The organism is Variovorax sp. 10N432 (genome assembly GCF_056394465.1).
Map to the genome: position 1 here is coordinate 135,614 of NZ_JBFTHX010000016.1, position 14,283 is coordinate 149,896.

At 66.7% G+C, this 14,283-nt stretch carries 15 protein-coding genes; 10 read left to right on the plus strand and 5 right to left on the minus strand.

Going from position 1 to position 14,283, the window contains the following annotated elements; translation table 11 throughout:
• Positions 1 to 16: 16 nt before the first annotated feature.
• From AC1DF3_RS19875 to AC1DF3_RS19890, 4 genes are all read left to right on the plus strand, one after another.
• Entirely contained in the window at positions 17 to 688 is a 672-nt protein-coding gene (locus AC1DF3_RS19875) for a hypothetical protein (protein WP_286530747.1), read from the plus strand.
• Between the two features lie 97 nt (positions 689 to 785).
• On the plus strand, positions 786 to 1,631 hold the full coding sequence (locus tag AC1DF3_RS19880) for a MurR/RpiR family transcriptional regulator (RefSeq protein WP_478140592.1): 846 nt from the start codon (positions 786 to 788) through the stop codon (positions 1,629 to 1,631).
• Positions 1,632 to 1,864: 233 nt separating this feature from the next.
• Positions 1,865 to 3,316, plus strand: coding sequence for an MFS transporter (locus AC1DF3_RS19885; protein ID WP_478140593.1), 1,452 nt, complete (start codon positions 1,865 to 1,867; stop codon positions 3,314 to 3,316).
• A gap of 19 nt (positions 3,317 to 3,335) precedes the next feature.
• Positions 3,336 to 3,989: an aspartate/glutamate racemase family protein gene (locus tag AC1DF3_RS19890; protein WP_286530744.1), complete on the plus strand. Its 654-nt coding sequence runs from the start codon at positions 3,336 to 3,338 to the stop codon at positions 3,987 to 3,989.
• Positions 3,990 to 3,999: 10 nt separating this feature from the next.
• Here the strand turns inward: AC1DF3_RS19890 and AC1DF3_RS19895 are convergent, their stop codons facing one another.
• Positions 4,000 to 4,770 (minus strand): SDR family NAD(P)-dependent oxidoreductase, encoded by a 771-nt coding sequence (locus tag AC1DF3_RS19895; RefSeq protein ID WP_478140594.1) that lies wholly within the window; start codon positions 4,768 to 4,770, stop codon positions 4,000 to 4,002.
• A gap of 114 nt (positions 4,771 to 4,884) precedes the next feature.
• On the opposite strand from AC1DF3_RS19895, the gene AC1DF3_RS19900 reads away from it, so the two are divergent.
• Positions 4,885 to 5,814, plus strand: a complete 930-nt coding sequence (locus AC1DF3_RS19900; protein WP_286530742.1) for a LysR family transcriptional regulator — start codon at positions 4,885 to 4,887, stop codon at positions 5,812 to 5,814.
• A complete protein-coding gene (locus tag AC1DF3_RS19905) occupies positions 5,811 to 6,842 on the plus strand; it encodes an AraC family transcriptional regulator ligand-binding domain-containing protein (RefSeq protein ID WP_286530741.1) in 1,032 nt (343 codons plus the stop codon). The genes AC1DF3_RS19900 and AC1DF3_RS19905 overlap by 4 nt, the downstream gene beginning before the upstream one ends.
• 12 nt (positions 6,843 to 6,854) lie before the next feature.
• Here AC1DF3_RS19905 and AC1DF3_RS19910 read toward each other — a convergent pair whose 3' ends face one another.
• From AC1DF3_RS19910 to AC1DF3_RS19925, 4 genes are all read right to left on the minus strand, one after another.
• Positions 6,855 to 7,925 carry a beta-keto acid cleavage family enzyme gene (locus AC1DF3_RS19910; protein ID WP_286530740.1) on the minus strand — a complete coding sequence of 357 codons (1,071 nt, stop codon included), beginning with the start codon at positions 7,923 to 7,925 and terminating at the stop codon, positions 6,855 to 6,857.
• A 68-nt stretch (positions 7,926 to 7,993) separates the two neighbouring features.
• A complete protein-coding gene (locus AC1DF3_RS19915; protein WP_286530739.1) occupies positions 7,994 to 8,836 on the minus strand; it encodes a TauD/TfdA dioxygenase family protein in 843 nt (280 codons plus the stop codon).
• A 31-nt stretch (positions 8,837 to 8,867) separates the two neighbouring features.
• The gene (locus tag AC1DF3_RS19920; RefSeq protein WP_478140595.1) at positions 8,868 to 9,836 is read right to left on the minus strand and encodes a Bug family tripartite tricarboxylate transporter substrate binding protein; all 969 of its coding nucleotides are present in this window, start codon (positions 9,834 to 9,836) and stop codon (positions 8,868 to 8,870) included.
• Positions 9,837 to 10,011: 175 nt separating this feature from the next.
• Positions 10,012 to 10,980, minus strand: coding sequence for a Bug family tripartite tricarboxylate transporter substrate binding protein (locus tag AC1DF3_RS19925; RefSeq protein ID WP_478140596.1), 969 nt, complete (start codon positions 10,978 to 10,980; stop codon positions 10,012 to 10,014).
• A gap of 193 nt (positions 10,981 to 11,173) precedes the next feature.
• Here AC1DF3_RS19925 and AC1DF3_RS19930 point away from each other — a divergent pair, with 193 nt between their 5' ends.
• The 4 genes from AC1DF3_RS19930 to AC1DF3_RS19945 all read left to right on the plus strand — a co-directional run.
• Positions 11,174 to 12,142, plus strand: coding sequence for a quinone oxidoreductase family protein (locus AC1DF3_RS19930; protein ID WP_478140597.1), 969 nt, complete (start codon positions 11,174 to 11,176; stop codon positions 12,140 to 12,142).
• A 177-nt stretch (positions 12,143 to 12,319) separates the two neighbouring features.
• Positions 12,320 to 13,255, plus strand: coding sequence for a 3,5-dioxohexanoate:acetyl-CoA acetone transferase (kce, locus tag AC1DF3_RS19935; protein WP_478140598.1), 936 nt, complete (start codon positions 12,320 to 12,322; stop codon positions 13,253 to 13,255).
• Positions 13,256 to 13,294: 39 nt separating this feature from the next.
• Entirely contained in the window at positions 13,295 to 14,041 is a 747-nt protein-coding gene (locus AC1DF3_RS19940) for an SDR family NAD(P)-dependent oxidoreductase (protein WP_286530733.1), read from the plus strand.
• Between the two features lie 77 nt (positions 14,042 to 14,118).
• Positions 14,119 to 14,283: porin (locus AC1DF3_RS19945; protein ID WP_478140604.1), on the plus strand; the 165-nt coding region annotated here is incomplete at its 3' end.

The following is a 14,283-nucleotide window of genomic DNA, read 5'->3' on the forward strand; positions in this document are numbered from 1 at the left end:
GATCCGGCCACCGGCCATGGAATTCCTCAAATTCATCCGCTCGCTCGAAGAACTCCTCTACGAGGTGATGACCTGGATGCTGTTCTATCCGCGCACGCTGTGGCGGGTGCTGCGCCATCCGCTGGCGCTGGCGGCGCAGGCAGAAGCCGAGATGAGCGAGCGCGAGGAGGACCAGTTCATCGACCTGGTCAGTCCGCCGCTGTTCCTGATGCTGTCGATCCTGCTGGCCCATGCGCTCGAGGTCGGCCTGCATGCCAACCTCGCGCCCTTCACCTCCAGCGTGGCGAAGGAGGTGCTGACTTCCGACACCAACCTGCTGATCTTCCGTGCCATCACCTTCAGCCTGTTCCCGCTGCTGATGGCGACCGGCCTGCTGCATCGGCTGCGGCGCGACATCGACCGCAAGACGCTGCGCCGTCCGTTCTTCCTGCAGTGCTTCTTCGCCTCGCCGTTCGTGGTGACGCTGTCGGTGGCCTCGGTCTTCGCGCGGCTGGGGTTCTCGCTGGTGGCGACCGGGTTGACCGTCGGCGCGGTCCTCTGGTATCTCGGCGTCGAGACGGAATGGTTTCGCACCCGCCTGGGGATCGGGCGCCTGCATGCCTTCGCGATCGCGCTCAAGCTGATGACGATCGCCTTCCTGCTGGCTTTCGGATTCGCCTTCCTGCTGCTCGGACCGGCGTCGCCATGAGCGGTGCCGCCGGGCGCCCCTAGAATTCCGATTTCACTCCCGGGCGAGGCTTGAAAGGCTGGGTTCAGCGCTTTTCGGGCCCTCGTCCTTCCATGCGATGCGCAGCAGCAGCACCGATTCGTTCGTCCGCCGGGTGCGCAGCCACCTGGACGTCCTCTCCGCGACCGAGCGGCAGCTCGCCGATTTCGTGCTGGAGTTTCCCGGCGAGCTCGCCAGCTACGCGGGCAACGAACTGGCCGAACTCGCAGGGGTCTCGCCGTCGACCGTGAGCCGTTTCATCCGGCGCATCGGCTACGACAACTACGAGGAGGCCCGGCGCCAGGTCCGGGAGGAGAAGGAGAGCGGCTCGCCGCTGTTCCAGTCGGCCACCGAGGCCTCCCGGCGCGGCCACCTGGTGGCGACGCATTTCCAGCGCTCGCAGGCCAATCTCGCCAGCACCTTCGAGCGCTTGAACGACCGGCAGATGGCGGAGATCGTCAAGGCCATCATCGCCGCCGGCCAGGTGCTGATCTTCGGCAGCCGCAGCAGCCACGCCTTCGCCCAGTACCTGCGCTGGCAGATCATCCAGGTGGTGCCGCGCGTGACCGCGATTCCCGGCGCCGGCGAAACCCTGGCCGAGCACCTGGCCGGCATCGGCGAGCGCGATTGCGTGATCGTCTTCGGCACCCGCCGCCAGACCCGCCAGATGGAGCTCCTGCTCGAAGGTGCGAGCCGGGCCAGGGCCAAGGTCCTCTTCATCAGCGACCAGGCCTCGCCGGACTTCGCTGGCGCCACCTGGTCGCTGCAGTGCGACTGCCGCGGCCCGGGGCTGCTGGACAACCATGCCGCGGTGATGGCGGTGTGCGACCTGATCGCGACCATGGTGATCGAAGCCTCGGGCCCCGCCGGCCGCAAGCGGCTGGCCGCCATCGAACAGGGCCACGCGGAGACCGGCGAGCTCTGAAACCGCCCACAGGCGCACTGCGTTGGTGCGCTGGTCGACGCTGCAAGCGGGATTTCATATGGCCGATGAGATTGGCACGGTGATTGCATGTGCTTTGTTGCGGATGAAATTCTAATTTCATGCGCACCATATAGGTGAAATCCATATGGCAATCCGAGGCGCCGCGATCTAGCATCCGACACGCGATTCCGAGCAGCGCCGAGCACGCAAATCCTTCGACAAGGAGCCTTCCAATGGCTGGTGGACCTGTACTCTCTTCCGGGACCGACTCACCCCGAGTCGCCGAGCTCGACCGGGCGCTCGACACGATCGGCGTCACGCGCTCGCATCACACGATCATCTTCCTGATCCTCATCGGCTGCCTCTTCGACAGCTTCGAGCAGAACGCGGTCGGCATCGTGGGCCCGATGCTCAAGGAGCAGTGGGGGCTCACGGCGTCCGACATCGGGCTGCTCAACACCGTCACCTTCGCCTGCGCGGCGGTGGGCCGGATCGTCTCGGGCTACATCGCCGACCGCTTCGGCCGCCGCGTGATGCTGACCATCGACCTGCTGCTGTTCACGCTCGGCGCCGGCGTCTGCGCAATGGCGCCGAACCTCACCGTGATGGCGATCGGCCGCGCGATCGTCGGCTTCGGCCTCGGCGGCGAGATCGCGATCGCGGTCACGATGCTGTCCGAGTTCTGCTCGACCAAGTTCCGCGGCACCGCGGTCGGCCTGGTCAACGTCGGCGCGGGCGGGCTGGGCAACTTCCTCGCGCCCGGCTTCGGCCTGCTGGTGTTCTGGCTGTTCCCGGGCGACAACGCCTGGCGCTGGCTGTTCGCCTGCCTGATGGTGCCCGCGCTGCTGGGCGCCTTCTATCGCCGCTACATTCCCGAGACGCCGCGCTTCCTGCTGGCCCAGGGCCGCGTGAAGGAGACCAATGCGGTGCTGTCGCGGCTGGCCTCGGGCCGGCTCACGGCGCGCAACGTGCCGCAGCAGCAGTACATCAGCGACGACGGCGCCGCGGCGCCGAAGGCCAAGGTCAAGGTGCGCGTCACCGAGATCTTCCGCGGCGCGCTGGCGCGCCGCACCATTCCGCTGTGCATCACGATCTGGATGACCTACGGCGCCCAGATCTCGGTACTGACCTTGATGCCGACCATCCTCGTCGCGCTGGGCTACAGCATGTCGAAGAGCCTGCTCTTCACGATGGTGATGCAGGTCGGCAGCCTGCTGGGCGCCATTGCCGCGTCGCTGCTCGGCTTCCACTTCCCGCGCAAGCGGGTGCTGACCGCCGGCGCCGTCTGCGCCTGCATGGCGGCCCTGACCATCGGCTTCGTCGCCAAGAGCATCGTGGTGATCCTGATCGCGGGCGCGGTGTTCCAGTTCTTCGTGCTGCTGCTGAACACGACCATCTGGATCTTCGCGCCCGAGCTCTATCCGACCCGGGTGCGCGCCTTCGGCACCGCCTTCATCCTCGCGACCGGCACGGCCGCCGGTGCCTTCATGCCGCTGGTGGCCGGCCGGCTCTTCGATGCCTTCGGCCTGGTCGGCGTGTTCGGCCTGGCGGCCGCGATGTATGCGGTCTTCGTGATCAGCGTGCAGAGCGTGCCCGAGACCTACGGCAAGTCGCCCGATGCGCTGCCGCTGCCGGACGACGCCGCGCCCGCCAAACCGGTCGTCGCGGCGCCGCAGGCGAACTGACATCCAACCCGCAGACACCATGCAAGACATCCTGCTCATCAACCCGAATTCGTCCTCCGCCACCACGGCCATGATGGTGGCGATCGCCGCGGGCGATGCGCCCGCGGGCTACCGGGTGGAAGGCCGGACCGCGCAGGATGGCCCGCCGATGATCGTCAACCCCGGCGAGCTCGAGCAGGCCGCACTGGAGGTCGAGCGCACCTGGCGCGACGGCGGAACCCATTGGGCCGGCGTGATCATCAGCGCCTTCGGCGACCCGGGCATCGAGCGCGTGCGCGCCGCCTGCCGGGTGCCGGTGGTCGGAATCGCCGAGGCCTCGATGCGCGAGGCCAGTGCCGGCGGCCGGCGCTTCGGCATCGCGACCGTGACACCTGACCTGGTCGGCCCGATCGAAGGCCGGGCCCGCGCCCTCGGCCTGCTCGCCGTCTACGCCGGCATCCGGTTGACCGACGGCGATCCGCGCCAGCTCGCGGCCGATCCGCAGGCGCTGGAAGAGGCCCTGGCGCGGGCCGTGCAGCGCTCCATCGACGACGACGGCGCCGAGGCCGTGATCATCGGCGGCGGGCCGCTGGGGCAGGCGGCGATCGGGCTCCAGGGGCGCTTCGCCGTGCCGGTGATCGCGCCCATTCCGGCCGCCATGCGGCTGCTGATGTCACGCCTGGCGCCCCACTGACGCCGGCCTCTCAGAGCAGCATCCCGCCCGAGACCTCGATGCGCTGGCCGGTGAGCCAGCGGTTGCCGTCGGACAGCAGCGCCGCGACCGCGCCGCCGATGTCGTCGGGCTGGCCGACCCGGCCCAGCGCCGTGATGCCGGCGATCTGCGCATTCGCCTGCGGGTCGTCGCGCACCGCGCCGTCTCGGAAATCGGTCTCGATGGCGCCCGGCGCGATGGTGTTGACCGTGATCCCGCGCGGGGCCAGTTCCTTCGCCATGTAGCGGGTCAGCACCTCGATGCCGCCCTTCATCGCCGCATAGGCGGCGTAGCCCGGGAAGGTGAACCGGGCCAGGCCGGTCGAGGTGTTGACGATGCGCCCGCCGTCCGCGATCAGCGGCAGCAGTTTCTGGGTCAGGAAGAAGGTGCCCTTGAGGTGGATGTTGGCGAGCAGGTCGAACTGCGCCTCGGTCGTCTCCGCGAAGGGCGCCGCCACGCCGATGTCGGCGTTGTTGACCAGGTGGTCGAAGTGCTCGCGCTGCCAGGTGCCGGCCAGCGCGGCCTTCACGCGTTCGGCGAAGCCGACGAAGCTGCCGCTGTCGGCCACGTCGAGCTGCAGCGCGACCGCGCGGCGGCCGAGCGCCTCGACCTGCCGCACCACGGCGTGGGCATCGGCCTCGCTGCCCTTGTAGGTGAGGATCAGGTCGCTGCCTTGCTCGGCCAGCTTCAGGGCGGTGCTGCGGCCGAGGCCGCGGCTGGCGCCGGTGACGAGGGCGATGCGGGGGGTGGTGGTGGCGTTCATGGGTGAATTCCTGAGTCTGGAAGGGTTGGGATGGCCTGACTTTAGGAGTTCACCGAAAAACGATAAATGGTCAAAAATCGTCCAAACTGTTCTTCCAGAAAGGACAATCAAAGGATGGATCTCGACCAGCTCCGCATCTTCGCCCGGGTCGCCGAACTCGGCAGCTTCACCCAGGCCGCCGACCAGCTCGGAATGGCGAAGGGCCGCGTCTCACAGGTGGTGCAGCGGCTCGAGGCCCAGGTCGGCGCGCGGCTGCTGCAGCGGACCACGCGGCGCGTACGGCTGACGCCCGATGGCGAACAGTTCCTCGAACGCGGCCAGGAGCTGATCGCCGACGCCGACCAGCTGCAGGCCATGTTCCAGCCGGCGGCCAGCGGCTTGCGGGGCCGGCTGCGCATCGACCTGCCCAACTCGCTGGCGCGCGACCTGGTCATTCCGCGGCTGCCGGAATTCCTGGCGGCGCATCCGCTGCTGGAGCTGGGCATCAGCACCACCGACCGCCGCGTCGACCTGGTGCAGGAAGGCTTCGACTGCGTGCTGCGCGTCGGGCCGCTGGTCGACGCGGAACTGGTGGCGCGGCCGCTGGGGATGATGAAGATGCGCAACGTGGCGAGTCCGGCCTACCTGCGTGCCAACGGCACGCCGAAGACGCTGGCCGACCTGGCCCGGCACCGCATCGTGCACTACGCGCCCAAGCTCGGCGTGCAAGGCGCGGGCTGGGAGTACCAGGAGGAGGGCGGCGCGATCCGCGTGCATCCGATGCGCAGCGCGATCGTGGTCAACGGCACCGATGCCTACCAGGCCGCGTGCCTGGCAGGCCTGGGGCTGATCCAGGCGCCGGCGCATGGCACGCAGCGGCTGGTCGATGCCGGCCTGCTGGTGGACGTGATGCCTCACCTCACGGCGGCGCCGATGCCGGTCTCCCTGCTCTACCCGCACCGGCGCCAGCTGGCGCCGCGCGTGAAGGCGGTGCTGAACTGGCTCACGCAGGTGGTCGAGCCGTACCTCGTCGATGCGACATTGGGGCAAACTAGCCACCCATGAGACACATCGCTCGACTGATGCGCAGCGCGAGCCTGAACGGCTACGTCGAACTGGTGAAATCGCTGGGCCGGGATCCTTATGCATTCCTGCGGACCGTGGGGCTGCAGGCGAGATTCCTGGATGACCCCGAGACACTGATCCCGAGGGACGCCGCGCGCGAGCTGCTGGAGATCACCGCGCGTGCCACCAAGACGGAAGACCTGGCGCTGCGTCTCGCGGCCCAGCGCAAGCTCTCCGCCCTCGGACCCATCAGCCTCGTGCTGAGGGAAGAGCCCACGCCCAGGGATGCCCTCGACACGCTGTGCCGCTACCTGAAGCTGGTGAACCCCTCGCTGATGATTCGGGTCGAAGACGCCGACAGCGTGGTCATCATCCGGGAAGACCTGCTGCCGAGCCCCGGCTTGCCGATGCGGCAGTCGGTGGAACTCGCCGTGGGCAGCTTGTTCCGCATGCTGAGCGAATTGATCGGACCGCATTGGCGACCGCTCGAAGTCTGCTTCACGCATCGCCCGCCGACTGACGTCGCCGCCCATCGGGCATTCTTTGGACGCAGCGTCAAGTTCAACCAGGAATTCAACGGGCTGGTCTGCATGGCGATCGACTTGTCCAAGCCGCGCGAGCTCGGAGACCAGGTGGCCGCGGGCTTCGCGCGCAAGTTCCTGGAGGCGGAGCTCAAGGATCGCAGTGAAAGCGTCCAGGAGACCTGCCGCCAGCTGATCCTGGCACTGCTGCCGGGCGGCGCCTGCACCGCGCGGGAGGTTGCTCGGCACCTGCGCGTCGATCGTCGCACGCTGCACCGCCGGCTCGACGCCGAGGGCCTCACCTTCAGCGGCCTGCTCGACCAGGTGCGCTCGGACCTGGTCAAGAGCCATTTGCGCGAGGGTGACCTGCCGCTCAGCGAGGTGGCCGAGCTGCTGGGCTTCTCCAGCCCCAGCAGCTTCAGCCATTGGTTCCACAGCCTGTTCGGCTGCAGCGCCTCGCAATGGAGCAAGCAGTCGGCCGAAGCCGCGGCGACCCAGGAAGCCTAGGCCGGTCCGGGCTCAGCGGCCGAGATCGGCGTCCGGCTTGCGCAGGAAGCCCTGGTTGCCCCCGTTGCGATTGGGTGCGAAGCCGTTGCGCTGAAGGGTCTCTTCGGCCGTGTCGTAGAAGACCCCGATCTGCATGATCTCGCGCGCCTGTTGCGCGGTTGCGATGGGACGGCCGAATTCGCCCGAGATGCGCACCAGCTGCTTGATCTGGTCGACCGTGCTGGCCTTGCCGGTGCGGGTCTGGTTCCAGAGCACGTCCTCGATGCCGCAGCGCACATGCAGGCCCAGGGCGATGCCGATCATGTTGATGGGCAGCACGTTGAGCACCGAGCTTTCCACCGTGACCACCGCGCCGTCGGGCACCGCACGCAGCATGTTGGCCAGGTTGTAGATGTTGGCCTGGTCCATGCCGCCGCTGATTGCCACCCAGTTCATCACCAGCGGCCCCTTGTAGACGCCGCGGCGGATCATCCGCTCGATGGTCTCGAAGCTGTTGATGTTGTAGACCTGGAACTCGCTCTGGATCCCGGCGGCCGTCAGACGCCGGATGTGCTCCTCGGCCCAGCTGGGATTCGAGGGCACGACCATGTCCTTGTAGGTGGCATAGAGATGCGGGAAGCCCCGGGACACGCCCTTGAAGTCGTCCAGGCCCGCATGCTCCGTCACGTTCATCTGCGAGGTGTTGACGGTCACCGTGACCTGGTCGGGCCTCGGCTGGAGTTCGGCCAGCATGTGCCGCGTGTCGTCGCTGAGCCACTTGGCGCCCTGGCCTTCTTCAGGCGCGAAGCTGATGGAGCCGCCGACCTGGATGATCATCTCGGGCACGCGGGCGCGCACTCCGGCGATCAGCTCGTTGAACTTGGACAGGCGCTTGCTGCCCTTGCCGTCTTCTTCGCGCACATGCAGGTGCAGCACGGTGGCGCCGGCTTCGTAGCAATCCACCGCCTTCTGGATCTGGTCTGCCATGGTGACCGGAATGTCTTCCGGGAAGTCCGAGGGAATCCAGCCCGGCGCATAGGGCGCGGCCGTGATGATCAGGGGCTGCTGGTTTTCGGGATACAGGTGGCCGTCGAGGAAGTTCATGGTGAGTGGTCTCCGGGTTGATATGCAGAAATCGGGAATGTCGAACGTGATGGAAAGGCTTTGGAAGCTCAGTACGGAACGTCGCCCACGATGCCGGCGCGCTCCATCTTTCGCGGTGCCGGCCAGTAGTCGTTCACGGCGTAGTGCTGGGTGCTGCGGTTGTCCCAGACAGCGATGTCCCCAGGCTGCCAGGACCAGCGCACCTGGTACTCCGGAATGGTGGCGCGGCTGAGCAGGTAGTTCAGCAGCAGCGATGCGCCGGGCGTCTTGTCGATGCCGTGGCGAATGTTCTCCGGCGTGTTGTGGTTGACGAAGTGCGTGGTGAAGCTGCCGACGTACAAGATCTTCTCGCCGGTTTCCGGATGCGTGCGCACCACCGGATGCTCTGCCGGTGGGTTGTCCTGGTTCAGCTTCCTGCGGGCTTCGTCGGTCATCACCGCGCCGAACGATTGCTCGATGCTGGACCGGGCCCGCAGTTTCAGGATCTTCTGCTGGATGTCCTCCGGCAGCTCTTCATACGCCTGGACCATGTTGACCCAGATGGTGTCGCCGCCGATCTCGGGGCATTCGATGCAGCGCAGCACGGCGCCCATCGAAGGATTCGGGCGCCACAGGCCGTCCGAGTGATACGCGTTCTCGTAGCTGTGCCTGCTTTCGCTGCGATAGATGAGCGCCAGGCCCGGGTGCTCGGGATCGCTGTTGAGCACGGGGTGGTCTTCCAGTTCGCCGAAGCAGCGCGCAAAGGCCTCGTGATCGGCGCGAGTGATCTCCTGGCCGCGGAAGAAAAGCACCTTGTGCTTCAGCAGTGCGGACTTGATCTCGGCGAAGAGTTCGGGGTTGCGCGATGCTTCGCCGAGGTGGACATCCGTGACTCTGGCGCCGATGGCGGGCGTGATTCGGCTGATCTTCATGTCTCGTCTCCGTAGGGTTGCGTGTTGCCGTTCAGTTCGGCTGGATGTTGAATCTCTTGACGATCGCGGCGTTGCGCTGGAACAGCGCCTTGCTCTCAGCCAGCATCGCGGGCGTGTCGACGTTCACGTCGGGCTCCAGGCCCAGGTCGATCAGCTTCTGCTGCACGGCAGGGGCTTCCGCCGCCTTCTTGATGGCCGCCTGAAGCTTCGCCAGCACGTCGGCGGGCAGCTTGCTGGACCCGTAGAAGCTGACCTCTCCCGGGAACTGGATCTCCGGATAGCCGAGCTCGGTCATGGTCGGCACGTCGGGGAAATACCTGGACCGGCTTTTCCCGGCAATGGCATAGGCGCGCAGCTTGCCGCCCTTGATCAAGGGCAGCGAAGTCAGGAGGCTGTCGAACATGATGTCGACCTGGCCGCCCAGCAAGTCCTGCAGCGCGGGCGGCGCCCCGGGGTAGCCCACGTGCTGCATGCCCAGTCCAGCCTGTTCGCTCAGGATCAGTCCCGCGTAGTGCGACGACGTGCCGGTACCGAAACTGGCGAAGCTGGTCTGGCCCTTGCGCGTCTTCAGCTGTGCGACAAGACCCTGGAAGTCCTTGGCCGGATTGGTGGCGGCGCTCACCAGCACGCGGCTGGTCTGGGCCACCCTTGCGATCGGCACGATGTCCTTCAGCGGGTCGTACGGCACCTTCATCACCAGCGGTGCTTCCACCATCAGGTTGATCGCGCCCATGGCGATCGTGTCGCCGTCGGGCGCCGCGTGCAGCATGGCGCTGAGTCCGATCGAGCCGGTCGCGCCGGCGCGGTTCTCGACGATCACGGGGCGGCCGATGTCGGCGGAAATCTGCTGCCCGACCACGCGAGCGGCGACGTCGATGGTGCCACCCGGCGGTGCCGGAACGATCACCTTCAAGGGCTTGTCGCCAATCGCCCAGGCGCTGAGCGCCATTGACCATCCGATCAACACCATGGCGGGCCGCGCCAATTGCTGCAGTTTCATCTTTGTCTCCAATTCATCTCGTGTCGGACTGATGTGCCGACGTGATGAAAGTATCTGGCGCACGGGCGTTTGGTTCTTGCTTATCGGGGACTGAGATTTGCCAATGTGGGTCAAAGTCAGTCGGGCTGCAGTTCTGTGCTGCCAGAAGGCCGGTCTGCCCGAATCCCGGGGCGATTCAGTTCAACTGGATGTTGAACTTCTTGACGATGGCCGCGTTGCGTTGGAACAGCGACTTGTCCTCGGCGAGCATCGCCGGCGTGTCGACGCTCACATCGGGCTCCAGGCCCACGTCGAACAGCTTCTGTTGCACCGCCGGCGCATCCGCCGCCTTCTTGATGATCGCCTGCAGCTTCGCCAGCACGTCGGGCGGCAGCTTGCTGGAGCCATAGAAACGGATCTGTCCCTGGAACTGGATCTCCGGATAGCCGAGCTCGGTCATGGTCGGCACCTCGGGGAAATACCGCGATCGGCTCTTGCCGGAAACGGCATAGAGGCGCAGCTTGCCGCCCTTGATCAGCGGCAAGGATGTCGCCATGCCATCGAACATGATGTCGACCTGGCCGCCGATCACGTCCTGCAGCGCGGGCGGCGAGCCGGGGTAGCCCACGTTCTGCATCCCGAGGTCGGCCTGGTCGCTGAAGATCAGTCCCGAGTAGTGCGAGGTGGTGCCGTTGCCATAGTTGGCGAAGCTGGACTTGCCCTTGCGCGTCTTCAGCTGGGCCAGAAGACCCTGGAAGTCCTTGGCCGGGTAGCTCGCACCCGTCACGAGCGCATAGCTCGTCTTGGCCACTCTGGCGATGCTGACGACGTCCTTCAGCGGGTCGTAAGGCAGCTTCATCACCTGCGGCGATTCCACCAGCAAGTTGTTCGGCCCGACCAGGATCGTGTCGCCGTCGGGCGCCGCCTGCAACATGGCATGGAGGCCGATCGACCCGCTGGCGCCGGGGCGGTTCTCGACGATCACCGGCCGGCCGATGTCGACGGAAATCTGTTGTCCGACCACACGGGCGGCGATGTCCGTCGTTCCGCCCGCCGGTGCCGGAACGATGACCTTCAAGGGTTTGTCGCCAAGCGCCCAGGCGCTGAGTGCCAGCGAGCATCCGATCAACACCAGGGCAGGGCGTGCCAATTGCTTCAGTTTCATCTGTGTCTCCGATTCGTCCCCGTGTCGCACGGGAAGGGTATCAATCCCGTCAGTATCTGGCGCACCGACGATTGGTACTTGCTTAATGGGGACGTCAACTTGTCTATTTGGGGCATAGCTGGCGACCCGCTTCCCGTCTGGTGAGCGTCCCGCAAGAATCGCGTCCTCACATGCATTCACAAGGAGACGCAGCATGACCAAGGCCATTCGCTTTCACGAAACCGGGGGCGCCGACGTCCTGAAATTCGAGGACGTCGAAGTCGGCGAACCCGGACCCGGCCAGGCTCGCGTGCGCCACAGTTTCATCGCCGTCAACTTCGCCGACATCTACTTCCGCACCGGCTTCTATCCGCTGGACCTGCCCAATGGCCTGGGCACCGATGCGGTGGGCGTGGTCGAGGCTGTCGGGGCCGGCGTGACCGACATCCGCGTGGGCGACCGCGTGGGCTACCTGGTCGGACCGCCGGGCGCCTATTCGCAGGCCCGCGTGATGCCTGCGGACGTGCTGATCCCGCTGCCCGACGGCATCTCGGATCGCAGCGCCTCCTCGCTCATCATGAAGGGCATGACCGCGCAGTATCTGTTTCGCCAGGTCCATCCGCTCCAGGGCGGCGAGACGATCCTCTACCACGCGGCCGCCGGTGGCGTGGGCCTGATCGCCTGCCAGTGGGCGCGTGCCATGGGCGTCACCATGATCGGTACCGTCAGCACGGACGAGAAGGCCGCCGCGGCGAAGGCCAACGGCTGCGCCCACACCATCGTGACCTCGCGCGAAGACATCGCCCAACGGGTGCACGAGATCACCGAAGGGAAGGGCGTTCCGGTGGTCTATGACTCGGTCGGCAAGGACACGCTGGAGGCTTCGCTCGCCTGTCTTCAGACGCGCGGAACGCTGGTGAGCAACGGCACCTCGTCGGGCCCGGTGATCCTCAATGTCAAGGTGCTGGGGTCGAAGTCCATCTGGATCACGCGGCCGGCGATGCGCGACTACATCGCGCCGCGCGCCCACATGCTCGACATGGCGCGGGAGCTGTTCGACCATGTGCTCGCCGGGCGCATCGTCAGTGAGCCGAAGCAGAGCTTCGCTCTGGCCGACGCGGCCGAGGCGCACCGCGCGCTCGAAGGACGCAAGACCATCGGCTCCACCGTCCTCGTGCCCTGAGCGCCAGGTGGCCGTGACTGCTGCCGTCGCGGTGGTGTCCCCAAGCAGCAAGTTTCCGTCCCCGAAAGACAAGTGAAGACGCCCACGGCGCCAGATACTGCCCTCGCGAATTCAGGCGATGCCGAGCGCCTGATTCATGTTCCAACGTGATCAAGACACCGAACGGAGACATCTGAGATGGCAGCACCCCAGAGCAAGGTGATCGTGACCTGCGCGGTCACCGGCGCGATTCACACGCCGACCATGTCGCCGTACCTGCCGATCACCGCCGACGAGATCGCCCGGGAGGCGATCGCGGCCGCGGAAGCCGGCGCGGCTATCGTCCATCTGCATGCGCGCCATCCCGAGACCGGCCAGCCGTCGCAGGACCCGGCGCTGTTCCGCGCCTTTCTGCCGGTCATCGCCGAGCGCTCGGATGTGGTTGTCAATCTCACCACCGGCGGCGCGCCGAACATGCTGGTGGAAGAGCGGCTACAGCCTGCATTGCAGCTCAAGCCGGAAGTGGCGTCGCTGAACATGGGCTCGATGAATTTCGGCCTGTACCCGATGCTGGGCCGCTACAAGGAATTCAAGCACGACTGGGAGCGCCCCTACCTGGAAGGCTCGGAAGACCGCGTGTTCCGCAACACCTTCAAGGAGATCCGCTACATCCTCGAATCCTGCGCCGACAACGGCACGCGCTTCGAGATCGAGTGCTATGACACCAGCCATCTCTACACCGCGGCGCATTTCATCGACCGCGGCATCCTGAAGCCGCCCTTTTTCATCCAGACGGTCTTCGGGCTGCTCGGCGGGATCGGCTCGCACCCGGACGACGTGATGCACATGCGAAGGACGGCGGAGCGCCTGTTCGGCAAGGACTACTACTGGTCGGTGCTCGGCGCCGGCCGCAGCCAGTTCCCGCTCGCCGCCATGGCCGCCTCGATGGGCGGCAACGTCCGGGTCGGACTCGAGGACTCGCTCTGGGACGGGCCGGGCCGGCTGGCGACGAGCAACGCCCAGCAGGTGCAGCGCATCGTCGCGACCCTGCGATCGCTGAACCTGGAGATCGCGACGCCGGCCGACACGCGCGAGATGCTGCAGCTGAAAGGCAGGCATGCGGTCGCCTTCTGATCCGTTGCCTGCGCCCGACCACCGAACAAGGAACTTGTGATGACTGAACCTGTCGTCTTGATCACCGGCGCCACGGCCGGGATCGGCCGCGCGACCGCGCTCGCATTCGCTCGCGAAGGCGCTCGGCTGGTGTGCTCCGGCCGCAATGCCACGGCCGGCGCCGCGCTGGTGGCCGAACTCCGTGAACTGGGCGTGGAGGCCGAGTTCGTGGCCGCCGACGTCGGCAACGAGGCGCAAGTCAGCGCGCTGGTCGAGCGCACCGTCGCGCGCTTCGGACGGCTCGACGTTGCCGTGAACAGTGCGGGAACGGAAGGAACGCCCGGCTCGATCGTGGACCAGACCGTCGAATCCTATTCGGCGACCTTCGACGCCAATGTGCTGGGGACCTTTCTCGGCATGAAGCACCAGTTGCGCGTGATGCTCCGGCAGCGGCAGGGTGCCGTCGTCAACCTCTCCTCGACGATGGGAAGCCGCGGCAATCCGCAGAACCCGATGTACGCGGCCAGCAAGCACGCGATCGAGGGCCTGACCAAGTCGGCCGCCCTGGAGGCCGGGCGGTCGAACGTGCGGGTGAACGCGGTGGCCCCCGGCCCGATCGACACCGGGATGCTCGAACGCATCGCGGGCGGGGCCGAGAAGATCGCGGCGGTCGCCGCGGCGATCCCGGCCGGTCGCATCGGCACGCCGGAAGAGGTCGCCGACGCCATCGTGTTCCTGGCCTCCGATCGCGCCAGGTACATCTCGGGCCAGATCCTCGCCGTCAACGGGGGCAAGACCGCCATGTAGGTCCCGTTCGAGGACTTGGCTCGAGGGTCCACGACTTTTTTCGCTACCGCATTTTTTCAAGAACCAAAGAGACTGCAATGAAAAGAACCCTGGTCGCCCTGACCGTCCTCGCCGCCGGCGGCGCTTCCGCCCAGTCCTCCGTCACGTTGTTCGGCGTCGTCGACGCCACGGTCAGCGGCTATTCGAACAAGGCCGAGACGCCGTTCGGCGTCGGCGTCACGACCAGCAGCACCGGGCAGAAC